Raw genomic sequence first — 22,132 nt, 5'->3', positions numbered from 1 at the left:
TTCGCACCGGGGCCGATCGGCGATAATCGTCCGGTTTCGGCGCGTGCGCATCCCCATGCGCGCGCACTGCCCGCAGCATTCCGTTCCAAGGAGTTACCCCCATGAGCAAGACGATTGCCGTGATCCCCGGCGACGGCATCGGCCCGGAGATCATGACTGCCACGCTGCGCGTGCTCGACGCGCTGGACTGCGGTCTTTCCTACGACTTCGTCGACGCCGGCATGGTCGCGCTGGAGAAGCACGGCGACCTGCTGCCGAAGGCCACGCTGGACAAGATCGCCGAGCACAAGGTGGCGCTGAAAGGCCCGCTGACCACGCCGATCGGCGGCGGCTTCACCTCGGTCAACGTGACCCTGCGCCGGCACTTCGACCTGTACGCGAACGTGCGCCCGGCGGTCAGTTTCCCCGGCACCAAGTCGCGCTACGAGAACATCGACATCATCACCGTGCGCGAGAACACCGAAGGCGCGTACCGTTCCGAGGGACAGACCCTGTCCGCGGACGGCGAGATCGCCGAGTCGGTCGCGCGCAACACGCGCAAGGGCAGCAGCCGGATCGTGCGCTATGCGTTCGAACTGGCGGTGAAGAAGGGCCGCAAGAAAGTCACCGCGGTGCACAAGGCGAACATCCTGAAGACCAGCTCGGGCCTGTTCCTCAACGTGGCGCGCGAGATCGCCAAGGAGTACCCGCAGATCGAGTTCAACGAGATGATCGTGGACAACACCTGCATGCAGCTGGTGATGAACCCGTACCAGTTCGACGTGATCGTCACCACCAACCTGTTCGGCGACATCCTCTCCGACCTGTGCGCCGGCTTGGTCGGCGGCCTCGGCCTGGCGCCGGGCGACAACATCGGCGAGCGCGCGGCGATCTTCGAGGCGGTGCACGGCTCGGCGCCGGACATTGCGGGCAAGGGCATCGCCAATCCGTGCGCGCTGCTGCTGGCCGCGGCCGACATGCTCGATTACCTGGACATGGTGGCCAAGGGCGACCGGTTGCGCCAGGCAATCCGCGACACCATGACCCACGACCGCGACAGCGTGACGCCGGATCTGGGTGGCAAGGGCAACACCAGCAGCTTCGCCGACGCGATCGTGAAGCGCCTCGCGGCCTGATCCGCGCCCTCATTGAAGAAGAAGCCGCGGGCATGCCGCGGCTTCTTCTTCGAGACGCAGCCGGAGCCTGCCGTTACCCGCGCGTCAGTGCTTCGCCGGCCGATAGCTGCCCGGCTCGGCGCGCGACGGGATGGCGATGCGGTTCCAGCCGTTGATCACGATCACCGCCATGTTGAGGTCGATCAGTTCTTCCGCGCTGAACTGGGCGCGGACTTCGTCGTAGACCTCGTCGGGCACGCCGTGGATCGGGTCGAGCCGGGTCACCGCCTCGCACCAGGCCAGCGCGGCGCGTTCGCGCGGGCTGTAGAACGGCGCTTCGCGCCAAGCCTGCAGCAGGTACAGGCGCTGCTCGGTCTCGCCGGCGGCGCGGGCGTCCTTGCTGTGCATGTCCAGGCAGTAGGCGCAGCCGTTGAGCTGCGAGGAGCGCATCAGCACCAGCTCGATCAGGCTCGGTTCGAGGCCGCAGTTCTTGACATATTCGCTCAGCGCGAGCAGCGGCTTGATGGCGTCGGGGTGTTTGGTGACATCGAAACGGGGCATGGGGTTTTCCTTGCAGTGCGGCCGGGATTGGCCATTCAATGCAAGGACGTGGATGCCCCCGATTTCGTGACAGCCGCCAGTCGGGCGAGCTTGCCGGGATGCCGCAACGCGTGCACCGCGGTGATGCGCTCGCCGTCGTCGTCGATCCAGCTGGCCGAGATCAGCGTGTCGCCGTGCCAGCCGAACAGCGCCGGCATGCCATTGAGCTGATGGATCTCATAGCGCACACCGCCGTGGCGCTGTTGCTGCAGCGCGATCTGCATGTACAACCGGGCCAGCCGCTCGGCGCCGTGCAGCGGGTGCAGGATGGCCCGCGCCAGGCCGCCGCCGTCGGAGACGCTCATGGCGTCTTCGGCAAACAGGGCGCGCAGTGTAGGCATGTCGGGCTGCTGCAGCGCCTGCATGAAGCGTTCGAGCAGGCGCCGCTGGGTGTCGATGTTCAGCATCGCCTGGCGCGGTCGATCCTCGCGCAGCCGCTGTTTCGCCCGATGCACGCGCTGGCGGCAGGCGTCCTCGCTGATCTCCAGCATCGCGGCCGTCTCGGCGTGGCTGTAATCGAACACCTCGCGCAGCAGGAAGGCGGCGCGCTCCTCCGCGCTCAGCCGCTCCAGCAGCAACAGGAAGGTGAGGGTGAGGCTTTCGGCGCGCTCCAGTTGCGCTTCGGGCTGGTCGGCATCGACGGTCAGCGGCTCCGGCAGCCACGGTCCGGCGTAGTGCGCGCGCTCGGTCTTGGCGCGGCGCAGGCGGTCCAGCGCGATGCGCGTGGTCACGGTGACCAGCCACGCCTCCGGATCGTCCAGCGCGTCGGTATCCTGCGCGTGCCAGCGCAGCCAGGCGTCGTGCAGCACGTCCTCGGCGTCGCTGGGCGTGCCGAGCATGCGGTAGGCCAGGCCGAACAGGCGCTGGCGGTGTTGCTGGAACAGGGCGGTTTGCGGGTCCATGGGATGCTTCGGAGGTCGACCCAGCCAGGACGCGCCACGCCCGCAAAACGTGACAGTTCAGCGGAACAGCGGCCAGGGCGCCAGGAAAACCAGCCACATCAGCAGCACGATGCCGGCGTACTTGCCGGCCTTGTACAGCTTCTTGTGCCGTCGCTTGAACGCCGCCTTCCAGTGGTGCAGGGCGCCCTTGCGCTGGCTCCATGCGTACAGGCGGTTCACGAAGCCGGTCTTCTCGGCGTCGCTGTTGGGCGAGGCGGTGATCCGGCCCATGAAGGCGCCGACGCGATGGTTGACCGCGCTCATCCAGAGCGTGCGCAGCGGGCGTTCCACGTCGGCGAACAGGATCACCCGGGTCTGGTCGGTCTTGTTCTCCACCCAGTGCACGTAGGTCTCGTCGAACACCACGTCCTTGCCGTCGCCCCAGGCGTGTTCCTCGCCGTCGACGAAGATGCGGCAGTCGCGCGAGTTCGGCGTGATCAGGCCAAGGTGATAGCGCAATGAACCGGCGAACGGATCGCGATGGGGATTGAGGCGGCTGTTCGGCGCCAGCGTGGCGAACATCGCCGCCTTGATGCCGGGAATGGTGTTGAGCAGCGCGACCGTCTTCGGGCACAGTGCCTCGGCCGACGCCAGCGGCTCGCCGTACCACTTCAGGTAGAAGCGCTTCCAACCCTGCTTGATGAAGCTGTTGAAGCTGGCGTCGTCGTTCTTCGTGGTGCCGCGGATGTGGCCGGCTTCGGTCAGCTGCAATGCTTCGTCGCGGATGGTCTGCCAGTTCGCCTGCAGCAGGTCCAGTTCGGGAAAGCCGCGACGATCGAGGATCGGTTTGGCCGGCACCGCCGAGAACGCATACATCAGCAGGTTGTACGGTGCGAACACGGCCGAGTGGTCAACCAGTTGGCGATCGAAGCGCAGCCGTACGCGGCCGCGCAGGTGCACCAGCAGCACGCACAGCACGAAGAAGGCGAACAGGACCAGCAGGATCAGGCGGGGGGTGAGGATCATGACGACGCGGGCAGCGGGAGACTATCGAGAGCTGCATTCTACCCGGATGCGGCGCCCTGGCTTCGGCCCGGGCGCTTGCCTGTTCATCCTTAGCGGTCGGTGCCAGCTGCAAGAGCGACTCCCGCCTTCGCGGGAGTGACGATGTGGCGAATTCGTGTTTCTTCCGAATCCCGGATCCCGGCCCTATAGCGCCTCGGCCGCAAAATCCGCCAGCCGTGAACGCTCGCCCCGGCGCAGGGTGACGTGCGCGGAGTGCTCCCAGTTCTTGAAGCGGTCGACCGCGTAGGTGAGGCCGGAGGTGGTCTCGGTGAGGTAGGGCGTGTCGATCTGCTCCACGTTGCCGAGGCAGACGATCTTGGTGCCGGGGCCGGCGCGGGTGATCAGGGTTTTCATCTGCTTCGGAGTGAGGTTCTGCGCCTCGTCGATGATCAGGTAGCGGCTCAGGAAGGTTCGCCCGCGCATGAAGTTCAGCGAGCGGATCTTGATGCGCGAGGCGAGCAGGTCGTTGGTGGCCTGGCGGCCCCAACTGCCGCCGTCCTCGGGGTTGGCCAGGACTTCGAGGTTGTCGGTCAGCGCGCCCATCCACGGCGTCATCTTCTCTTCCTCGGTGCCGGGCAGGAAGCCGATGTCCTCGCCGACCGAGACGGTGGCGCGGGTCATGATGATCTCGCGGTAGCGCTGCTGGTCCATCACCTGGGCCAGGCCGGCGGCCAGCGCGAGCAGGGTCTTGCCGGTGCCGGCGTTGCCGAGCAGGGTGACGAAGTCGATGTCCGGATCCATCAGCGCGTTGAGCGCGAAGTTCTGCTCGCGGTTGCGCGCGCCGATGCCCCACACGTGGTGGTTGGCGTGCGAGTGGTCGTCCAGCAGCACCAGCGTGGCGCTGACGTCGTCCAGGTGCAGCACGCGCAGCTCGATCGCGTTCTCGCCGGGCAGGTACAGGCATTCGTTCGGGTACCAGGTTTCCTCCTCGCGCCGCTTCACCTCGTAGAACGTGCGGCCGCGCTCGGTCCACGAGCGCACCTCCGGGTGCAGCTCCCAGAAATCCTCCGGCAGGGCGGTCGAGCCGGTGTAGAGCAGGGAGAAATCGTCCAGCGCGCGGTCGTTCTCGTAGTCCTCGGCGACCAGCCCGTTGATGCTGGCCTTGATCCTGAGGTTGATGTCCTTGGTGACCAGGATGACGTCGCGGCCCGGGTTCTGGTCGCGCAGCTCGATCACCGCCGCCAGGATCTGGTTGTCCGCCTTGGCGTGGCCGTTGCTGCTGGTGCGGTGCTGGAAATACAGCCGGCCGACCGAGGTGCCGCGCTTGAGCTTGACGCCCTGCGGATTGCTCAGCTCCAGGCCGTCGGCGAGCTCGTGCTGCTTGCCGCGTTCGATCAGTTCGTTGAGGAAGCGACTGGCCTGGCGGCCGTTGCGCGAGACTTCCGAGGCGCCCTTCTTCTTCTCGTCCAGTTCCTCCAGCACGGTCATCGGGATGAAGACGTCGTGTTCCTCGAAGCGGAACAGCGAGGTCGGGTCATGCAGCAGGACGTTGGTGTCGAGAGCGTAGATGCGCTTGCTTCCGGTCATGCGGAAGTGTCCTCGCTGGTGGGTGGAGGGAGTCGGCGGATGGAGGCCATGCGCGGCGGGGCGCTCACTGGGCGGGAATGGCGTCGAGCACGGCCTGGGCATGGCCGGGTACCTTCACGCCGCGCCACTCGCGCGCCAGCTTGCCGTCGGGGTCGATCAGGAAGGTGCTGCGCACGATGCCCAGGTGGCGCCTGCCGTAGAGCACCTTCTCGTGGATCACGTCGAACGCGCGGCACCAGCTTTCGTCGGCGTCGGATACCAGCGGGAACGGCAGCTCCTGCTTTGCGGCGAAGTTGGCGTGTGACTTCGGCGAATCGCGCGAGACGCCGATGATCTGCGCATGGCGCTTCTTGAACTTCGGGTGGAGGTCGCGGAAGTCCTTAGCCTCGCTGGTGCAGCCTGGGGTGGAGTCCTTGGGGTAGAAGTACAGCACCACCCATTGGCCCTTGAGATCGGCGAGCTTCAGGGTACTGCCGTCGCCGGTGGTGCCGCTGAGGGCGGGGGTCTTCTTTCCGATGTCTGGCATGGTCTCTCCGGAAACCCGACGGGGTTTCGCCGGTGTGCGTGGCAGAGACTAGCGCGATGGCTGTGGCGGATGACAGCCTTGTCAGGCCTGTCGCACAGGCGCATCCTAGAACTTCACCGGGTCCATGATTGCGTCGAGGTTCAGGCCGTCGCACAGTTCCAGGAAGTCGTCGCGCAGCGCGGCGATGTGGATTTCCGCCGGGATGCCGATGGTGAACTGGGCCTGGAACATCTCCGCCCCGGTCTGCATCGCCTGGTAGCGGGTGGAGTTCAGCTGCTCGACGCTGATTCCGTGCTGGCTGAAGAAGTCCACGATGCGCGCCACGATGCCGGGCCGGTCGGCCGCCACCACTTCCACCAGGTAGGGCAGCAGGTGCGAGCTGTTCTGGCGCGGGCCGGTACGGTAATGCACCAGGCGCATGCTCTCGTCGCGGCCCAGCTTGGCCAGCGCGGTTTCCAGCTTGGCCAGCGCGTCCCAGGCGCCGGTAGCCAGCAGCATCAGCGAGATTTCCGTGCCGATGGTGGACACGCGCGACTCGGACAGGTTGCAGCCGGCGTCGGCGATGCGCTTGGCCAGCGCCAGCAGCGGCGATTTGGTCGTCGGGGTAAGCGCGTGGATCAGCAACTGGTTGTCGTTGCCCGAGCGCGTGGAAGCGGAAGAGGGGCCGGGGGAGGATTTCAAGAGGGTCTGCCTGTGGACGTCAGCCCGCGCGATGCGGAGCCATGAGACTACTCCGGTCGAGCTTACTTGCCCGCCTCGCGAGGCGGCAAGTAACATGCGGGGCTTGCCTTGTAGCGGAATCGTGTCTTGAACATTCGCGGAAGCATCTGCGCGCTGGCCACCCCGTTCACCGCTGACGGCGGGCTCGATCTGGATGCTTTCGGTCGACTGCTCGATCACCAGCTGGCCGGCGGTACCCAGGCGCTGGTGGTGGCTGGCTCCACCGGCGAGGCGCACATGCTGGAGCACGACGAGTTCGACCGCCTGCTGGCGTTCGCGCTCGAGCGCGTGGCCGGGCGGGTGCCGGTGATCGCCGGCACCGGCGAGGCCGGCACCGCCAAGACGGTGGCGCTGACCCGCCGCGCGCAGGCGCTGGGCGCCGACGCGGCGCTGGTGGTGACACCGTATTACGTGCGCCCGACCCAGGAAGGCCTGTGCCGACATTTCCTGGAAGTGGCTGAGCACGGCGGCCTGCCGGTGCTGCTGTACAACGTGCCGACCCGCACCGGCTGCGACCTGCTGCCGTCGACCGTGGCCGCGCTGCGCGAGCATCCGGCGATCGTCGGGATCAAGGAGGCGCGCGGCGATCGCGAGCGGATGTCGGCACTGGCGGAACTTGTGCGCGAGGATTTCGTCTATCTGTCCGGCGACGACGGCAGTGCCGGCGAGGCGATGCTGGCTGGTGCGGCCGGCACCGTCTCGGTGGTGGCCAATCTGGTGCCGCAGGCGTTCCGCGCCTTGTGCGATGCGGCCACCGCTGGCGATCAGGCGGCGACGGCGCGGTGCCATGCGGCGCTGGAGCCGCTGGTACAGGCGCTCAACTGTGCGCCCAACCCGATCGCGGTCAAGGCCGGCCTGCCCCTGCTGGGGCTGGGCTTGGCCCTGCCGAGGTTGCCGCTGGTGGAATTGAACGACGGGCCGGATCGCGCCCGATTGCACCAAGCGCTGTCCAGTCTGGCATCCTTGGCGACTGCGGCCGGTTGACGGTTGCCCGACTTACTCACGGAATCCGATTACATGAAGAAAACCTCGCTCCTCGTGGCCCTGCCGGCCGTGGCCCTCGCTGGCCTGCTGCTCTCCGGTTGCGGTGTGTTCCGTTCGCACAAGGCGTGGGACAAGGCCGTGCAGGAGGCTCCGCTGGAGATTCCGCCGAGCCTCGACCGGCCCTCGACCAGCGAAGCGCTGGTGATCCCGCCGCCGGGTGCGAATCAGCCGACCGCCAGTGGCGCCACCGCGCGCGTCGGTTCGGTTGGCGGCCAGATCAGCGATGGCTTCGTGCTGGCCGACAGCGTCGACAATGCCTATCGCCGGGTCGGCCAGGTACTGGAAAGCGGCAGTCTGGGCGAGCTGGTGGGTCACGACGATGCCACGCACAGCTACACGCTGAATGTTTCCGACGCGATGGTGCAGCAGAAGAAGAAAGGCTTCTTCGGCCGCCTGTTCGGGCGCGACAAGAGCGACTCCCTGGCCGCCCCAGGTGCCGGCTCGCACCAGGTGCAGATCAGCGTGAACGGCAGCGGCACCGCGGCCAGCGAAATACGCGCCGAAGGCAATGCCGCGGCCGTGGGCAAGGTCGTCGATGCGTTGAAGTCGCGCCTGGGCGGCTGATCGGCGGAGCGCAGACATGCAAAAAAGAACGCCGCCCTCGGGGCGGCGTTCTTTTTTGCAGAGGGCATCAGCGCTGCAGCAGTGCGAGCTTGTCCGGCTTGCCTTCCCACTCCCTGGCGTCGGGCAGCGCATCCTTGCGTTCGGTGATCACCGGCCAGCTCTTGGCCAGCTCCGCGTTCAGCGCCACGAATCCTTCCTGTCCGGCTGGCACGTCGTCTTCCGGATAGATGGCGTTGATCGGACACTCCGGCTCGCATAGCGTGCAGTCGATGCACTCGTCCGGATCGATCGCCAGGAAATTCGGGCCTTCATGGAAGGCGTCGACCGGGCAGACCTCGACGCAGTCGGTGTACTTGCACTTGATGCAGTTGTCGATGACAACGAAAGTCATGGGCGGCTCTGCTCTGAGAGAAGCGAATCGGAGCGCTCTTGTGAAGAGTGCGGCCATGGATGGCCGCCTTTAGTCTAGCCAACGGCCAAGCAACGTGGCTCGTCGAAGCTCTTCCAGATGCGGCGATCATGGACGATCGCACAGGTGATGAAAAGTGCGGCCGTTAATGGCCGCTTCTGATCCAGCCAGTGGCGCCGAGCTGTACGTTGGCACTGGCCGGCCCAACTGGAGCAATCACGGAAGATTGCAAAAGCAATGGCGCTCCCTACGAGGTTCGAACTCGTGTTCCCGCCTTGAGAGGGCGGTGTCCTGGGCCACTAGACGAAGGGAGCGTTAACTTGCGAGGCGCGCTAGTATAGCGGAATTGTTTCGCCCGGCAATGCTCGGCAGCCATCGGCTTGCGCGGTTCGAGACAGGCCCCGTCGGCGCAGAGGTTCCGCGCCCCTGCGGGACGGTTCGCGGTGCTGCGCGCCGCGATATATTGCAACCCACGGGCAGCTCGCCCCGCAAGGATTCCGACCGCTTGAATCTCGAATCGAGGACCGACGCCACGCCGACGCTGCGGGTCATTCCGCGCGACCAGCACATCATCTCGCGCAAGAACATCAGCAAGTCGGCGTTGCGCGTGCTGTACCGCCTCAACGAGGCCGGCTACGCCGCCTACCTGGTCGGCGGCGCGGTGCGCGACCTGCTGCTGGGGCTGCGCCCGAAGGACTTCGACGTGGCCACCAACGCCACGCCGGACGAGGTGAAGAAGCTGTTCCGCAACTGCCGCCTGATCGGCCGCCGTTTCCGGCTCGCACACGTGGTGTTCGGCCCGGAGATCATCGAGGTGGCCACCTTCCGCGGCACCGGCGAGGAAGGTGGCGAGGGCGACCGCCACATCATCGACGGCCGCATCGTGCGCGACAACATCTGGGGCACCATCGAGGAAGACGCGCTACGCCGCGACTTTCGCGTCAACGCGATGTATTACGACATCAGCGACTTCTCGGTGCGCGACTATGTCGGCGGCATGCGGGATCTCGAAGACCGCATGCTGCGCCTGATCGGCGACCCGGACACCCGCTACCACGAGGACCCGGTGCGCATGCTGCGCGCGGCGCGACTGGCGGCGAAGCTCGGCATGCACATCGATGCCGCCGCGATAGAGCCGTTCGAGACGCTGGGGCCGCTGCTGGCCGATGCGGCGCCGGCACGGCTGTTCGACGAGTCGCTGAAGATGTTCCTCTCCGGCCACGGCCTGAAGAGTTTCCGCGTGCTGGAGCAATGCGGCCTGCTGAAATTCCTGTTCCCGGCGACCGCGCGCGCGCTCAAGCGCGGCGACGAGGCGCTGCGTGCGCTGGTCGAGCACGGCCTGGCGAACACCGACGCGCGGATCGCCGAGGGCAAGTCAGTGACCCCAGCGTTCCTGTTTGCGGTGCTGCTGTGGGGCGAGGTGCGCGACGTGGCGCACCAGCTGATCGGTCGCGGCGTCGAGGGCAACGAGGCGTGGTCGCGCGCCGCGGCGCAGGTGGTCGGCGAGCAGTGCCAGCGGGTCGCGATCCCGCGCCGGTTCACCTTCACCATGGAGGAGATCTGGTCGCTGCAGCCGCGCTTCGAACAGGTCCAGCGCAAGCGGGTGTTCCGCCTGATGGCGCACCCGCGGTTTCGCGCGGCGTTCGACTTCCTGCTGTTGCGCGGCGACGAATCGCCGGCAATGCGCGAGCTGGGCCAGTGGTGGGCGCATGCGCAGCAACTGCCGCCGGATGTGCTGGCCGCCGCACTGCCGGCCGGCGGCGGCAGCGATCACGTGGTGGCGGCGCCGGTGGCCGCCAGGCCGCCGCGCGCGCGCCGGCGGCGACGCCGGCCGGCCGACAAGTCCGGTTCCGCGTGACCCTGGCCTACGTCGCGCTGGGCAGCAATCTCGGCAATCCTCGGCAACAGCTGCTCGATGCCATGGACGCGCTGGCGAAACTGCCTGACACCCGCCTGCTGCAGCGCTCGCCGCTGTACCGCACGCCGCCGTGGGGCGTGCTGGAACAGCCACCCTTCATCAACGCGGCGGTGGAACTGGATACCGCGCTGTCGCCGCATGCCCTGCTGGACGCCTTGCTGGCGATCGAGCAGCGCGCCGGCCGCGTGCGCGGCGAGCGCAACGGGCCGCGCACGCTGGATCTGGACCTGCTGCACGTCGACGGCGTGCGGCTCGACGACCCGCAGCTGACCCTGCCGCACCCACGCATGGCCGAGCGGGCATTCGTGCTGTTGCCCTTGCACGACATTGCGCCCACGCTGCGTCCGTCCGGCCAGGCCACGGTGGCGGAATGGCTCGCCCGCCTCGATCCGGCCGGCTGCGAACGCGTGGCTTGAGCCATCACCGTGGCGCGCCGGATAATCGGCGACCACCCCCATCCCAGGAATTGCCGTGTACGTGCAGAACGCCAGTGTCCCCGACCGCAAGCCGGTGACCGTGCCAGGCCTGCTTGCGATGAAGACGCAGGGACGGCGCATCGTGATGCTTACCGCCTACGACGCCAGTTTCGCGTGGCAGCTGGAGGCGGCCGGCGTCGATGTTGCGCTGGTCGGCGATTCGCTCGGCATGGTGGTGCAGGGGCACGCCAGCACGCTGCCGGTGACGCTGGAGCACATGGTCTACCACACCGCCGCGGTGGCGCGCGGGCTGTCGGCCACGATGCTGGTGGCCGATCTGCCGTTCATGGCCGACCGCGACGTGGCGCATGTGCTGGAGGCGGGCGCTCGGCTGGTCGGCGAGGCCGGCGCCGCGATGGTGAAGATCGAGGGGGCCGCGCCGCATGTGCTGGAGGCGATCGCGGCGCTCACCGCGCGCGCGATCCCGGTCTGCGCCCACCTCGGGCTCACTCCGCAGTCGGTGCACAAGTTCGGCGGTTTCAGGATCCAGGGCCGCGAGCAGGCGGCGGCTGACCGCGTGCTGGCTGAAGCACTGGCAGTGCAGGCGGCCGGGGCGGACCTGCTGGTGATGGAAGGCGTGCCGGTCGAGCTGGGTCAGCGGGTGACCGCGGCGCTGAAGATCCCGGTGATCGGCATCGGCGCCGGCCCGCATTGCGACGGCCAGGTGCTGGTGATCCACGACATGCTCGGCATCACCCCGGGCAAGCGGCCGAAGTTCAGCAAGGATTTCCTGGCCGGGCGCGATTCGGTCGGCGCGGCGATCGCCGCTTACGCCGAGGACGTGCGCAGCGGCGCCTTCCCGGCCCCCGAGCATTGCTTCAACTGAGCTGAGCGAGCCCGCCCATGCAGACCGTACAAGACGTCCCGGCGCTGCGCGCCGCGATTCGCGGCTGGCGCACGCAGGGCCAGACGGTGGGCTTCGTGCCGACCATGGGCAACCTGCATGCCGGCCACCAGTCGCTGATCAAGCTGGCGCGCGCGCGCGCCGAACGGGTGGTGGCCAGCGTGTTCGTCAACCCCACCCAGTTCGGGCCGAACGAGGATTACGACCGCTACCCGCGCACCCTGGTGCAGGACCAGGCGGCCCTGGCCGAGCACGATTGCGACCTGCTGTTCGCGCCGGACGTGGCCACGATGTACCCGTTCGGCCCCGAGCACAGCGTCAGCGTGCGCGTGCCGCAGATCACCGACACGCTGGAAGGCGCGCACCGGCCGGGGCATTTCGACGGCATGGCCACCGTGGTGTGCAAGCTGTTCAACCTGGTGCAGCCGGACTTGGCGGTGTTCGGCCAAAAGGACTTCCAGCAGCTGAAGGTGGTCGAGCGGATGGTGCGCGACCTGGGGTTGCCGGTGAAGGTGGTGGCAGCGCCCATCCTGCGCGCCGACGACGGCCTGGCGCTGAGCTCGCGCAACCAGTACCTGGGCGCCGAGGAACGCGCGCGTGCGCCGCTGATCCACGACACCCTGCAGAAGATGCGCGAACTGCTGGCGCAGGGCCACCCGTGGCAGGCCGTCGAGCAGACCGCCGCCGCGCGCCTCGAACGCGCGGGTTTCGTTCCCGATTACGTGGCGATCCGCCGTGCCGAAGACCTGGCCGAGCCGGCCGAGGGCGAGCGCGAAGGGCTGGTGGCGCTGGTGGCGGCCCGCCTGGGCGGCACCCGGCTGATCGACAACTTGCGGCTGGACTGAGCCGGCCGCATATCGAGCCCATGCCGCTTGATGTTGCGGCGCAGCGTCATCGGTTCGATAATCGCCGACTTTGCAGGATGTCCCTGCCGGAAAGAACGTCATGCACCTGAACATGCTCAAGGCCAAGATCCACCGCGCCACGGTGACCCACGCCGAGCTGCACTACGAAGGCTCGATCGCGATCGACGGTCTGCTGCTGGATGCCTCCGGCATCCGCGAGTACGAGCAGATCCACGCCTGGAACGTCAACAGCGGCCAGCGTTTCGTCACCTACGCGCTGCGCGCCGAGGAAGGCTCGGGCATCATCTCGGTCAACGGCAGCGCCGCGCGCAGTGCGCAGGCTGGCGACATCGTCATCATCGCCGCGTTCGCGCAGCTGAGCGAGGCGGAGCTGGAGCAGTATCAGCCGACCTGCGTCTACATCGCACCGGGTCCGGGCAACCGCATCAGCCACACCAACCGTTCCATCCCCAAGCAGATGGCCGCGGCCTGAACCTTCAACTGCGCTGCTTCGCCAGCGCCCACGCCACATGCTCGCGCACGACCGCCGACGGGTGGTCGGCGCGGGCGGCGAGCGCTGCGATCACCGCTGCTGACTTCGGCGCGTTGCCCAGCGCCACCGCGATGTTGCGCAGCCAGCCCTCGTAGCCGGTGCGGCGGATCGCCATGCCTTCGGTGCGCTTGAGGAATTCCTCCTCGCTCCACGCAAACAGCTCGACCAGCTTGGCGCCGTCCAGGCTGTGCCGCGGCGCGAAATCCGGCTCGGCGGTCATCTGTGCGAACTTGTTCCACGGGCAGACCAGCTGGCAGTCGTCGCAGCCGAAGATGCGATTGCCCATTGGCGTGCGCAGCTCTTCCGGAATGCTGCCCTTCAGCTCGATGGTGAGATACGAGATGCAGCGCTTCGCGTCGAGCCGGTACGGCCCCAGGATCGCCTGGGTCGGGCACACCTCGATGCAGCGCGTGCAGCTGCCGCAATGCGCGCTGGCCGGCTCGTCCACCGGCAGCGGCAGGTCGGTGTACAGCTCACCGAGGAAGAAGTACGAGCCGGCGTGGCGGTTGATCAGCACGGTGTGCTTGCCGATCCAGCCCAGCCCCGCGTTGCGCGCCAGCGCCTTTTCCAGCACCGGCGCGGAATCGACGTAAGCGCGATAACCGAAGTCGCCGACCACGCCGTGGATGCGCTCGGCCAGCTTCTGCAGGCGCTGGCGCATCAGCTTGTGGTAGTCGCGGCCCAGCGCGTAGCGCGACACGTAGCCGGCCTCGGCGTCGCCCAGCACGTCCCAGGCGTTCGCGGTGCCGGGTGGGATGTAATCCATGCGTACCGAGATCACCCGCTGCGTGCCCGGCTCCAGTTCGGCCGGGCGGGTGCGCTTGGTGCCGTGGCGGGCCATGTATTCCATCTCGCCGTGATGGTCGCCATCGAGCCAGCGCTGCAGGTGCTGTTCGTCCTCGCCCAGGTCGGTGCCGCTGATGCCGGCGTCGGCAAAGCCCAGCTCGATCGCCCAGCGCTTGATGTCGCGGGCGAGCGTGGCGTAATCGGGTGGGGCCTGGATGTCGGTGCCGGACATCCATCTATTGTAGATGCGGCGCATGCCTATAATCCGCGCATGCCTGCCCACCCGTACAGCCGCCATCTGCACACCGTCGAACAGTTGCGCGCGATGGAGCGTGCGGCGTTGTCGGCGCTGGGCATCTCCGGCCCCGAGTTGATGCGTCGCGCGGCCAGCGCCGCTCTGAACAGCCTGCGCCGGCACTGGCCGCAGCTGCAGCAGCTGTGCATCCACTGCGGCCCCGGCAACAACGGCGGCGACGGCTTCCTGCTCGGCGTGCTGGCGCGCGAGGCCGGCCTGCAGGTCGAGCTGGTGGCGCTGACCGCTGCCTCGCCCGGCGACGCCGCGGCGGCACGCGCGGCGTGGGAAGCGGGTGGCGGTCGGGTGCGGTTGTGGGATGCGCAGAGCGAGTTGCCCGATGCCGAGCTGCACGTGGACGCGTTGTACGGTATCGGTCTGCATCGCGCGCCGGAGCCGGTAGCGGCGCAGCTGATCGAGGCGATCAACGACAGCGCCTGCCCGGTGCTGGCGCTGGACGTGCCCAGCGGGCTGGATGCGGATACCGGCAGCTGTCCCGGCGCGGCGATCCGCGCGCAGGTCACGGTGACCTTCGTCGCCGGCAAGCGTGGGCTGCATACCGGTCGCGCGGTCGACCAGGTAGGCGTGCTCGAACTGGCCACCCTGGGCGTGCCGGACAGCGTCCATGCCGACATGCTGCCCGACGCGCGGTTGCTGGTTGCCGAAGCCTTGCCGCCGCGCGCCCGCTACGCGAACAAGGGCAGCTACGGCCATGTGCTGGTGATCGGTGGCGAATACGGCATGGCCGGCGCGGTACGCCTGGCCGGCGAGTCGGCGTTGCGCGCCGGCGCCGGCCTGGTCAGCGTGGCGACCCGCGCCGACCACGTGTTCGCACTGAATGCGGCGCGGCCGGAACTGATGGCGCACGGGGTGGACGGGCCGCAGGCGCTGGCGCCGCTGCTCGAACGGGCCAGCGTGCTGGCGCTGGGTCCGGGCCTGGGGCAGGCCGCCTGGGGCCATGCGCTGTGGCTGACCGCGCTGGACGCCGGCAAGCCGCTGGTGCTCGATGCCGACGGGCTGAACCTGCTCGCCCGCGAGCCGCGCCGGTTCGGCTCGCCGACCGTGCTGACGCCGCACCCGGGCGAGGCGGCGCGGTTGCTCGGGACGACTGCCGCCGCGGTGGAACAGGATCGTTTCGCCGCGGTGCGCGAACTGGCCCGGCGCTACGCCGCGGTCGTCGTGCTGAAAGGCGCCGGCAGCCTGATCGCCGATCCGGATGGACGTCTGGACGTCTGTCCGTGGGGTAACCCCGGGATGGCCTCGGGCGGCATGGGCGACCTGCTCACCGGCATCGTGGCGGCCCTGCTTGCGCAGGGTTGCGGCGTCTGGCAGGCGGCTTGCCTCGGCGTCGGCTTGCATGCGCGGGCCGGCGATCGTGCCGCCCAGCAGGGCGAGCGCGGCTTGCTGGCCGGCGACCTGCTGGCTCCCCTGCGTGCCCTCGGCAACGGCATGATGGGCTATGAGCATGATTGAATCCATCGATACCGACCTGGCCTGGGCATTGCCCGACGAGGCAGCCACGGCGGCGCTGGCCGCGCGCCTGGCCGATCTGCTGGACGACGGCCTGGTGCTGTACCTGCATGGCCCGCTGGGCGCTGGCAAGACCAGTTTCGCGCGCGCCCTGCTGACCGCGCTGGACGTGGGCGAGCGGGTCAAGAGCCCCACCTACAGCCTGATCGAAGGCTATGCGACGCGTGATCGCCCGGCCTGGCACCTGGACCTCTACCGGATCGCCGACCCCGGTGAACTGGAATGGCTGGGCCTCGATGCGCTGGCCGAGCCGGCCGCGCTGGTGCTGGTGGAATGGCCCGAGCGCGGCGCCGGGGCGCTGCCGGCGGCCGACCTTGACGTACGTCTGGACTATGCCGGCCAGGGGCGTCGAGTGTCGTTGCGCGCGCGTACCGCCCGCGGCGAGCGGCTGCTGGCGCGGCTGGCCAAGTCCTGATTTTCCCTGAAAAAATTGCCGACGGCGGGGCAGGCAAGGATTCGTTACGGATGTGCCACTTGCACCCCATAACTTGACGCAGCGTGATGAATGATGTGCAGGTTATGGATATTCAAGGGAAAGTATCTTGCATTCCTCGCAAGGCTGCGTTTCAATGCCGCGTCATGAGGGGTCAGCTGAACAACCGGTGCGGATGGGCTGTCGTCGCGATCCTGGCGGCGCTGCCGCTGTGTGCGGCGCAGGCAGCGGAACTGGAAGGCGCGCGGGCCTGGGCCGGCCCCGAATACACCCGCGTGGTGCTCGACGCCTCCGGCCCGCTGCGTTACTCGATCAGCCAGAAGGATGGCCAGGTCGTGGTGGACCTGCCCGGCAGCCGGGCGGCCCGCGGTTTTTCCAGCCCGGCCGCCCAAGGCCTGTATCGCGGCATGAGCCACGCGCGGGTCGGCGACGGCCTGCAGCTGACCGCGAAGGTCGACCCGGCCAGCCACCTGAAGAGTTTCGTGCTGAAGCCGGCCAGCGGCACGGCCTACCGGCTGGTACTGGACCTGTATCCGGCCGGTGACGGTGCCGGCATCGCCGCCGCTGCGGCGCCGCACCGTGCCGCCGCACCGGCGGCCGTCACCAAGACGCCGGCGGTGCTTCCGTCGTACAGCAACCCCACGCACAGCCGCCGGGTGGCGGCCGAGCAGGCGGCGGCGATGCTCGATGGCCAGCGCCAGGTGGTGGTGGCGATCGATGCCGGCCACGGCGGCAAGGACCAGGGCGCGCATGGTCCCGGCGGCACGCTGGAGAAAAACGTCACGCTGGCGGTGGCGCGCGAACTGGCGGCGCAGATCAACCGCCAGCCCGGCATGAAGGCCGTGCTGACCCGCGACAGCGACTTCTTCATCCCGCTCACGCAGCGTTATCGGATTGCCCGCGAACACAATGCGGACCTGTTCGTGTCGATTCACGCGGACGCATTCACCAGCGACGACGCCCGTGGTTCGTCGGTGTGGGTACTGTCGCCGCGCGGCAAGACCAGCGAGGCCGCGCGCTGGCTGGCCGACCGCGAGAACCGCGCCGACCTGATCGGCGGCACCACCCTGGACGACAAGGACGACAGCCTGGCCAAGGTGCTGCTCGACCTGCAGCAGGGTTGGGCGATGCAGGCCAGCGACGTGGTCGCCGGCAACGTGCTGAAGGCACTGGCCCAGTTGGGACCGACCCACCGCGGCTATGTCGAGCGCGCGAATTTCGTGGTGTTGCGTTCGCCGGACGTGCCCTCGATCCTGGTCGAGACCGCGTTCATCAGCAATCCCGCCGAGGAGCGCAAGCTGCGTGATCCGGCGCACCAGAAGAAGCTCGCCGAGGCGGTGATGGGCGGCGTGCGGAATTATTTCGAATCCACGCCGCCGCCCGGCACCTGGTTCGCGGCCGAGGCTGCGCGTCGCAATGGCGTGCAACTGGCTTCCGGTGCGACTGCCGGCGCAGGCAAGGTGGCGGCGTCGGCCAGCCGGTCTGTGGCTCGTGCGCAGGAGCCCGCGCACGACGTGCACAAGGTCGGCCACGGCGAGAGCCTGGGCAGCATCGCGCGGCAGTATGGCGTCAGCGTCAGCGCATTGAAGAACGCCAACCGGATCAACAGCAACACGGTGCGCGCAGGCACCACGCTGACCATCCCCGCCGGCTGATCCCGGCTGCGCCAGCGGCCTGGCCGGCGATCGCTGCTAAAGTTCGCGGATGACCGTCATCCGCCCGCTTCCCCCCGAGCTCATCAACCAGATCGCCGCCGGCGAAGTCATCGAGCGTCCGTCCTCGGTGGTCAAGGAACTGGTCGAGAACAGCCTCGACGCCGGCGCCACCCGCATCGAGGTGGAGATCGAGGCCGGCGGCGCGCGGCTGATCCGCGTGCGCGACGACGGCGACGGCATCCATGCCGACGAACTGCCGCTGGCGGTGGCCTCGCATGCGACCAGCAAGATCGGCAGTTTCGACGACCTGGAACATGTCGCCAGCATGGGCTTCCGCGGCGAGGCGCTGGCCTCGGTATCGTCGGTGGCGCGCTTCGCGCTGACCTCGCGCGTGCGCGACCAGGACGCCGCCTTCCGCATCGAGGTCGATGGCGGCGGGCTGCAGGCGGCGCGTCCGGCGCAGCATCCGCAAGGCACCAGTGTCGAGGTGCGCGACCTGTTCTACAACGTGCCGGCGCGCAAGAAGTTCATGCGCGCCGAACGCACCGAATTCGCGCATATCGACGACCTGCTGAAATCGCTGGCGCTGGCGCGCAGCTCGGTGGAGTTCCGGCTCAGTCACAACGGCAAGCCGGTGCGTATCTGGAAGGCGGCGTGCGACGAACAGGCGCAGCTGGTGCGCGTGGCCGAGGTGCTCGGCGAGGAGTTCCCGGCGCAGAGCCTGCGCATCGACCACGCCGCGGCGGGCCTGCACCTGTCCGGCTGGGTCGGTCTGCCCACCGCGTCGCGCGCGCAGGCCGACGCGCAATATTTCTACGTCAACGGCCGGCTGGTGCGCGACCGCATCGTCGCCCACGCGGTGCGCCAGGCCTACGCCGACGTGCTGTTCCACGGTCGTCACGCCGCGTTCGTGCTGTACCTGGAACTGGATCCGGCCGGGGTCGACGTGAACGTGCATCCGGCCAAGCACGAGGTGCGTTTTCGCGAGCAGCGGCTGGTGCACGACTTCCTGTTCCGCACCCTGCACGAGGCACTGGCGCAGACACGTGCGGGGCAGGTGGCCTCGCACGTGCAGGCGGAGGATGGCCACCTGCGCCTGGCCAGCGCCAGCGCTTCGCCGCTGCCCGGCATGCCGGCGGTCGCCGCGGCGTCGGCCTGGCTCGGGCGTGCCGGGCAGAGCCGGCTGGCGCTGGGCGTGCGCGAGGCTCCGCTGGCCGATTACGCCGCCCTGCTGGGCGAGTCGCCGCGCATGGCCGGCACCGCACCGATGCCGGCCGCCGACGACGCCGAATCGCCGCCGCTGGGCTACGCCATCGCGCAGCTGAAGAGCATCTACGTGCTGGCCGAGAATGCGCACGGCCTGGTGCTGGTGGACATGCACGCGGCGCACGAGCGGATCACCTACGAGAAGCTGAAGTCCGGCCGCGTCACCAGCAACCTGCGCTCGCAGGTGCTGTTGGTGCCGCTGTCGATCGCGGTCAGCGCGAAGGAGGCGGCGGCCGCCGAGGAACATGCCGAGGCGCTGGCCGAGTGGGGGCTGGAATTGTCGCGCAGCGGCCCGGCGACGATCGTGGTGCGGCGCATTCCCGCGCTGCTGGAAGGCGCCGACGTGGGCCAGCTCAGCCGTGACGTGTTGTCCGAACTGGCCCAGCACGGCAGCTCGCGCCGGCTGCAGGAGCTGGAGAACGAACTGCTCTCCACCATGGCCTGCCATGGCTCGGTGCGTGCGGGACGGCGTCTGACCATCCCCGAGATGAATGCGCTGCTGCGCGAGATGGAGGCGACCGAACGCTCCGGGCAGTGCAATCATGGGCGTCCGACTTGGGTCCAGCTGAGTCTGGCCGAGCTCGACAAGTTGTTCATGCGCGGCCGTTGACGCGCCTTCAAGAAAACATTGCCGGAGATCTTGATGATACGTACCAGCCTGTTTGTTGCCGCCGCCATCCTGGGAGTCGCCACCGTGCCAGCCGCCACCATCGACAACTACAAGCAAAGCATCGAGCAGTGGCGTGCCGGGCGGATCGAGCGGCTCACCGCGGCGGACGGCTGGCTGAGCCTGATCGGGCTGGAGTGGCTGAAGGAAGGCGCGAACCGCGTCGGCAGCGCCGCCGATAACGACATCGTGCTGGGCACCGGGCCGGCGCACCTGGGCGTGGTCACGCTGGCGCACGACGGCAGCGTGCGCATGGTGCTGGACAAGCACAATGGCGCGACGATCGACGGCAAGGCCGTGGCCGAAGCGCCGCTGGTGGATGACGCCCACGTTGCCGGCGACGCTGCGCCGACGCGGGTGGCGTTCGGCAGCGCGAGCTTCTACGTGATCGACCGCGACGGCCGCAAGGGGCTGCGGGTCAAGGACACGGAAGCGCCATCGCGCAAGCACTTCGCCGGCATCGACGCGTTCCCGGTCGACCCGTCGTGGCGGATCGAGGCGACCTGGCTGCCGGCGGCACCGGGCGAGACGCTGGAGATGGGCACGGTGATCGGCACCGTCGACAAGTACCCGGTGCCGGGCAAGCTGGAGTTCACCCGCGACGGCAAGCGCTTCGAGATCCTGCCGGTGATCGAGGTGCCGGGCGACGCGCAATACTTCATCGTGTTCGCCGACCGCACCAGCGGCAGGGAAACCTACGGTGCCGCGCGCTTCCTGTACATCGACCCGCCCAGGGACGGCAAGGTCGTGCTGGACTTCAACAAGGCCTACAACCCGCCGTGCGCGTTCACCCCGTTCGCCACCTGCCCGCTGGCGCCGCCGGAAAACCGTTTGGATCTGAGAGTGACGGCCGGCGAGAAAAAATACGCTGGCGCGCATTGACAGTTGTCGGCGATGGTGGGGCGTGACCTCGCAAATTGCGCTTGACAATTTCGATTGACAGAACTAGTGGTTGCCACGGGTAGGCGTGACTACATGGCTTGCCGGTTTCTTTGAAGTGAGGGATTACTCATGAAACGCGCTGTAATTCTGTTGTCGATGGTGGCTTTTTTGCTGTGCATGGGATCTGCCATCGCGTTTGATTCGCCTGCCTCTGGAGCGCAAGTGGTCCGCATCACTACCACGCGCCATATTGCGGCTGGAACTGCCGAGTACGCACAAGTTCAGGCTTTTCTCCAACATCCAGACATGGATCTTCGAACCAGCCAGAGTGCCATGGGTGACTTCACGCAGCTGGGCGATTTTGTGGTCACATGGTCAAGGCAGGTGAATGGACCTACATTGGTCGGGACAATCAGCCCTCAGGCTTCGGTGCCTGAGCCGCCATTTCCACCCCCGGGAGGTCATCATGCCGTCGGCGATACCTACAAGGTATCGACTTGTCTCTCGGGATATACCCAAGAGTGGGAATACACGTATGTCCATTATCCTGATGGATCGTCCGGTTGGGAGTTGACGGAATACAAGAGGAACGTGACCAACTCCTGCTCGCGTGCGACATAAGCAGATTTTGCGAAACGAGTTGCGGCTCAGCAAAGCGGAGGCCCTGTTGTCTGATGCCCTGATGTAAAGCGGAGGCGCTACCTGCCTTGCGAACTGCGCCTCCGCTCTTGTCACTTGTCCTCGGCGGTTTCAGCGTCCCTTGAACTCGGCCTTGCGTTTCTGCAGGAACGCGGTGGTGCCTTCGAGCATGTCCTCGGTGGAGAACGCCAGTGCGAAGCCCTGCGTCTCGAACTCCAGGCCCTGGTCGATGGCGCTCTCGCCGCCTTGCAGCACGGCGTCGAGGATGCCGGCGGCGGCCAGCGGCGCGGCGGCGGAAAGCTGGTCGGCCAGCGTGGTCACGGCGTCGTCCAGCGCCTCGGGCGCCACCACGCGAGTGACGATGCCCAGCTCGTACGCGCGCTGCGCGCTGATCGGCGCGCCGGTCAGGCACAGCTCCAGCGCGGCGCCACGACCGGCCAGCCGCAGCAGCCGCTGGGTGCCGCCGAAACCGGGGATCAGGCCGAGGTTGATCTCCGGCTGGCCGAACCTCGCCTTCTCGCTGGCCACGCGCAGGTGGCAGGCCATTGCCAGCTCCATGCCGCCACCCAGGGCGAAGCCCTGCACGCGCGCGATCACCGGCTTGCCGAGCCGCTCGATCGACGCCATCAGGCGCTGCCCGGCGCGCGAGAAACCCTGCGCCTGCACGCTCGTGTAGCCGTTCATCTCGGCAATGTCGGCGCCGGCGACGAAGGCCTTTTCGCCCGCGCCGGTCAGCACCACCACACGCACGGCGTCATCCTGCGCGGCCTGCGCGAACACCAGGCTCAGCTCGTTGAGGGTGTCGCGGTTCAGTGCGTTGAGCTTGTCCGGGCGGTTGACGACGATCGTGCGGACGGCGCCGCGGTTGCTGATTTCCAGATTGCGGTAGGCCATGGGCCGGCTCCTGACGGTGGTT

General features: G+C 68.1%; 23 protein-coding genes and 1 tRNA gene. 14 read left to right on the top strand and 10 right to left on the bottom strand.

Going from position 1 to position 22,132, the window contains the following annotated elements; genetic code table 11:
- Positions 1 to 101: 101 nt before the first annotated feature.
- Positions 102 to 1,115 (top strand): isocitrate dehydrogenase, encoded by a 1,014-nt coding sequence (locus R2APBS1_RS12690; RefSeq protein WP_007508022.1) that lies wholly within the window; start codon positions 102 to 104, stop codon positions 1,113 to 1,115.
- An 84-nt stretch (positions 1,116 to 1,199) separates the two neighbouring features.
- On the opposite strand, the gene R2APBS1_RS12685 is transcribed toward R2APBS1_RS12690, so the two are convergent.
- The 6 genes from R2APBS1_RS12685 to R2APBS1_RS12660 form a co-directional block, all read right to left on the bottom strand.
- Positions 1,200 to 1,655: a carboxymuconolactone decarboxylase family protein gene (locus R2APBS1_RS12685; RefSeq protein WP_015448213.1), complete on the bottom strand. Its 456-nt coding sequence runs from the start codon at positions 1,653 to 1,655 to the stop codon at positions 1,200 to 1,202.
- A gap of 35 nt (positions 1,656 to 1,690) precedes the next feature.
- Positions 1,691 to 2,596 (bottom strand): RNA polymerase sigma factor SigJ, encoded by a 906-nt coding sequence (gene sigJ, locus R2APBS1_RS12680; RefSeq protein ID WP_015448212.1) that lies wholly within the window; start codon positions 2,594 to 2,596, stop codon positions 1,691 to 1,693.
- Positions 2,597 to 2,653: 57 nt separating this feature from the next.
- Positions 2,654 to 3,601 carry an aspartyl/asparaginyl beta-hydroxylase domain-containing protein gene (locus R2APBS1_RS12675; protein ID WP_015448211.1) on the bottom strand — a complete coding sequence of 316 codons (948 nt, stop codon included), beginning with the start codon at positions 3,599 to 3,601 and terminating at the stop codon, positions 2,654 to 2,656.
- Positions 3,602 to 3,784: 183 nt separating this feature from the next.
- The gene (locus tag R2APBS1_RS12670; protein WP_015448210.1) at positions 3,785 to 5,167 is read right to left on the bottom strand and encodes a PhoH family protein; all 1,383 of its coding nucleotides are present in this window, start codon (positions 5,165 to 5,167) and stop codon (positions 3,785 to 3,787) included.
- Positions 5,168 to 5,231: 64 nt separating this feature from the next.
- Positions 5,232 to 5,693, bottom strand: coding sequence for a peroxiredoxin (locus R2APBS1_RS12665; protein ID WP_015448209.1), 462 nt, complete (start codon positions 5,691 to 5,693; stop codon positions 5,232 to 5,234).
- 105 nt (positions 5,694 to 5,798) lie between these two features.
- The gene (locus R2APBS1_RS12660) at positions 5,799 to 6,374 is read right to left on the bottom strand and encodes a glycine cleavage system transcriptional repressor (protein ID WP_027484693.1); all 576 of its coding nucleotides are present in this window, start codon (positions 6,372 to 6,374) and stop codon (positions 5,799 to 5,801) included.
- Positions 6,375 to 6,500: 126 nt separating this feature from the next.
- Between R2APBS1_RS12660 and dapA the strand changes: the two genes are divergently transcribed.
- Together dapA and R2APBS1_RS12650 are read left to right on the top strand one after the other, a co-directional pair.
- The gene (dapA, locus tag R2APBS1_RS12655; RefSeq protein WP_007508037.1) at positions 6,501 to 7,397 is read left to right on the top strand and encodes a 4-hydroxy-tetrahydrodipicolinate synthase; all 897 of its coding nucleotides are present in this window, start codon (positions 6,501 to 6,503) and stop codon (positions 7,395 to 7,397) included.
- Between the two features lie 33 nt (positions 7,398 to 7,430).
- Positions 7,431 to 8,021: a hypothetical protein gene (locus R2APBS1_RS12650; protein ID WP_027490127.1), complete on the top strand. Its 591-nt coding sequence runs from the start codon at positions 7,431 to 7,433 to the stop codon at positions 8,019 to 8,021.
- 67 nt (positions 8,022 to 8,088) lie between these two features.
- On the opposite strand, the gene fdxA is transcribed toward R2APBS1_RS12650, so the two are convergent.
- Complete coding sequence (fdxA, locus tag R2APBS1_RS12645; protein ID WP_007508040.1) at positions 8,089 to 8,412, bottom strand: ferredoxin FdxA; 324 nt, start codon at positions 8,410 to 8,412, stop codon at positions 8,089 to 8,091.
- A 256-nt stretch (positions 8,413 to 8,668) separates the two neighbouring features.
- A tRNA-Glu gene (locus R2APBS1_RS12640) sits at positions 8,669 to 8,744 on the bottom strand.
- Between the two features lie 191 nt (positions 8,745 to 8,935).
- Between R2APBS1_RS12640 and pcnB the strand changes: the two genes are divergently transcribed.
- From pcnB to panD, 5 genes are all read left to right on the top strand, one after another.
- A complete protein-coding gene (gene pcnB / locus R2APBS1_RS12635; protein WP_015448207.1) occupies positions 8,936 to 10,288 on the top strand; it encodes a polynucleotide adenylyltransferase PcnB in 1,353 nt (450 codons plus the stop codon).
- Positions 10,285 to 10,764: a 2-amino-4-hydroxy-6-hydroxymethyldihydropteridine diphosphokinase gene (gene folK, locus R2APBS1_RS12630; protein ID WP_007508042.1), complete on the top strand. Its 480-nt coding sequence runs from the start codon at positions 10,285 to 10,287 to the stop codon at positions 10,762 to 10,764. The genes pcnB and folK overlap by 4 nt, the downstream gene beginning before the upstream one ends.
- 55 nt (positions 10,765 to 10,819) lie before the next feature.
- On the top strand, positions 10,820 to 11,650 hold the full coding sequence (panB, locus tag R2APBS1_RS12625) for a 3-methyl-2-oxobutanoate hydroxymethyltransferase (protein WP_015448206.1): 831 nt from the start codon (positions 10,820 to 10,822) through the stop codon (positions 11,648 to 11,650).
- Between the two features lie 17 nt (positions 11,651 to 11,667).
- Positions 11,668 to 12,513, top strand: coding sequence for a pantoate--beta-alanine ligase (gene panC / locus R2APBS1_RS12620; protein WP_015448205.1), 846 nt, complete (start codon positions 11,668 to 11,670; stop codon positions 12,511 to 12,513).
- Positions 12,514 to 12,613: 100 nt separating this feature from the next.
- Positions 12,614 to 13,006 carry an aspartate 1-decarboxylase gene (panD, locus tag R2APBS1_RS12615; protein WP_007508045.1) on the top strand — a complete coding sequence of 131 codons (393 nt, stop codon included), beginning with the start codon at positions 12,614 to 12,616 and terminating at the stop codon, positions 13,004 to 13,006.
- A 4-nt stretch (positions 13,007 to 13,010) separates the two neighbouring features.
- On the opposite strand, the gene queG is transcribed toward panD, so the two are convergent.
- Positions 13,011 to 14,108, bottom strand: coding sequence for a tRNA epoxyqueuosine(34) reductase QueG (queG, locus tag R2APBS1_RS12610; protein ID WP_015448204.1), 1,098 nt, complete (start codon positions 14,106 to 14,108; stop codon positions 13,011 to 13,013).
- A gap of 15 nt (positions 14,109 to 14,123) precedes the next feature.
- On the opposite strand from queG, the gene R2APBS1_RS12605 reads away from it, so the two are divergent.
- From R2APBS1_RS12605 to R2APBS1_RS20170, 6 genes are all read left to right on the top strand, one after another.
- Positions 14,124 to 15,617 carry an NAD(P)H-hydrate dehydratase gene (locus R2APBS1_RS12605; protein WP_015448203.1) on the top strand — a complete coding sequence of 498 codons (1,494 nt, stop codon included), beginning with the start codon at positions 14,124 to 14,126 and terminating at the stop codon, positions 15,615 to 15,617.
- On the top strand, positions 15,604 to 16,089 hold the full coding sequence (gene tsaE / locus R2APBS1_RS12600) for a tRNA (adenosine(37)-N6)-threonylcarbamoyltransferase complex ATPase subunit type 1 TsaE (protein ID WP_015448202.1): 486 nt from the start codon (positions 15,604 to 15,606) through the stop codon (positions 16,087 to 16,089). The genes R2APBS1_RS12605 and tsaE overlap by 14 nt, the downstream gene beginning before the upstream one ends.
- A 164-nt stretch (positions 16,090 to 16,253) precedes the next feature.
- Positions 16,254 to 17,762: an N-acetylmuramoyl-L-alanine amidase gene (locus tag R2APBS1_RS12595; protein ID WP_007508049.1), complete on the top strand. Its 1,509-nt coding sequence runs from the start codon at positions 16,254 to 16,256 to the stop codon at positions 17,760 to 17,762.
- A 49-nt stretch (positions 17,763 to 17,811) separates the two neighbouring features.
- On the top strand, positions 17,812 to 19,638 hold the full coding sequence (mutL, locus tag R2APBS1_RS12590) for a DNA mismatch repair endonuclease MutL (RefSeq protein ID WP_015448201.1): 1,827 nt from the start codon (positions 17,812 to 17,814) through the stop codon (positions 19,636 to 19,638).
- 33 nt (positions 19,639 to 19,671) lie between these two features.
- Positions 19,672 to 20,577: a DUF1684 domain-containing protein gene (locus R2APBS1_RS12585; RefSeq protein WP_015448200.1), complete on the top strand. Its 906-nt coding sequence runs from the start codon at positions 19,672 to 19,674 to the stop codon at positions 20,575 to 20,577.
- Positions 20,578 to 20,706: 129 nt separating this feature from the next.
- Complete coding sequence (locus R2APBS1_RS20170; protein WP_155950924.1) at positions 20,707 to 21,198, top strand: hypothetical protein; 492 nt, start codon at positions 20,707 to 20,709, stop codon at positions 21,196 to 21,198.
- A gap of 129 nt (positions 21,199 to 21,327) precedes the next feature.
- Here R2APBS1_RS20170 and R2APBS1_RS12580 read toward each other — a convergent pair whose 3' ends face one another.
- Positions 21,328 to 22,110, bottom strand: coding sequence for an enoyl-CoA hydratase/isomerase family protein (locus R2APBS1_RS12580; protein ID WP_015448199.1), 783 nt, complete (start codon positions 22,108 to 22,110; stop codon positions 21,328 to 21,330).
- Positions 22,111 to 22,132 lie beyond the last annotated feature (22 nt).

This window comes from Rhodanobacter denitrificans, from assembly GCF_000230695.2.
Classification (GTDB): domain Bacteria; phylum Pseudomonadota; class Gammaproteobacteria; order Xanthomonadales; family Rhodanobacteraceae; genus Rhodanobacter; species Rhodanobacter denitrificans.
This window is presented reverse-complemented; position numbering and strand designations above follow the sequence as displayed.

Excerpts from the sequence above, each read along its gene's own strand:
- mutL (WP_015448201.1), top strand. The coding sequence starts at position 17,812 with ATGACCGTCATCCGCCCGCTTCCCCCCGAGCTCATCAACCAGATCGCC.
- R2APBS1_RS12595 (WP_007508049.1), top strand. The coding sequence starts at position 16,254 with ATGAGGGGTCAGCTGAACAACCGGTGCGGATGGGCTGTCGTCGCGATC.
- R2APBS1_RS12675 (WP_015448211.1), bottom strand. The coding sequence starts at position 3,601 with ATGATCCTCACCCCCCGCCTGATCCTGCTGGTCCTGTTCGCCTTCTTC.
- R2APBS1_RS12650 (WP_027490127.1), top strand. The coding sequence starts at position 7,431 with ATGAAGAAAACCTCGCTCCTCGTGGCCCTGCCGGCCGTGGCCCTCGCT.
- R2APBS1_RS12605 (WP_015448203.1), top strand. The coding sequence starts at position 14,124 with ATGCCTGCCCACCCGTACAGCCGCCATCTGCACACCGTCGAACAGTTG.
- fdxA (WP_007508040.1), bottom strand. The coding sequence starts at position 8,412 with ATGACTTTCGTTGTCATCGACAACTGCATCAAGTGCAAGTACACCGAC.
- tsaE (WP_015448202.1), top strand. The coding sequence starts at position 15,604 with ATGAGCATGATTGAATCCATCGATACCGACCTGGCCTGGGCATTGCCC.
- R2APBS1_RS12670 (WP_015448210.1), bottom strand. The coding sequence starts at position 5,167 with ATGACCGGAAGCAAGCGCATCTACGCTCTCGACACCAACGTCCTGCTG.
- R2APBS1_RS12690 (WP_007508022.1), top strand. The coding sequence starts at position 102 with ATGAGCAAGACGATTGCCGTGATCCCCGGCGACGGCATCGGCCCGGAG.
- R2APBS1_RS12585 (WP_015448200.1), top strand. The coding sequence starts at position 19,672 with ATGATACGTACCAGCCTGTTTGTTGCCGCCGCCATCCTGGGAGTCGCC.
- R2APBS1_RS20170 (WP_155950924.1), top strand. The coding sequence starts at position 20,707 with ATGAAACGCGCTGTAATTCTGTTGTCGATGGTGGCTTTTTTGCTGTGC.
- R2APBS1_RS12580 (WP_015448199.1), bottom strand. The coding sequence starts at position 22,110 with ATGGCCTACCGCAATCTGGAAATCAGCAACCGCGGCGCCGTCCGCACG.
- panD (WP_007508045.1), top strand. The coding sequence starts at position 12,614 with ATGCACCTGAACATGCTCAAGGCCAAGATCCACCGCGCCACGGTGACC.
- R2APBS1_RS12665 (WP_015448209.1), bottom strand. The coding sequence starts at position 5,693 with ATGCCAGACATCGGAAAGAAGACCCCCGCCCTCAGCGGCACCACCGGC.
- queG (WP_015448204.1), bottom strand. The coding sequence starts at position 14,108 with ATGCGCCGCATCTACAATAGATGGATGTCCGGCACCGACATCCAGGCC.
- panC (WP_015448205.1), top strand. The coding sequence starts at position 11,668 with ATGCAGACCGTACAAGACGTCCCGGCGCTGCGCGCCGCGATTCGCGGC.
- R2APBS1_RS12685 (WP_015448213.1), bottom strand. The coding sequence starts at position 1,655 with ATGCCCCGTTTCGATGTCACCAAACACCCCGACGCCATCAAGCCGCTG.
- sigJ (WP_015448212.1), bottom strand. The coding sequence starts at position 2,596 with ATGGACCCGCAAACCGCCCTGTTCCAGCAACACCGCCAGCGCCTGTTC.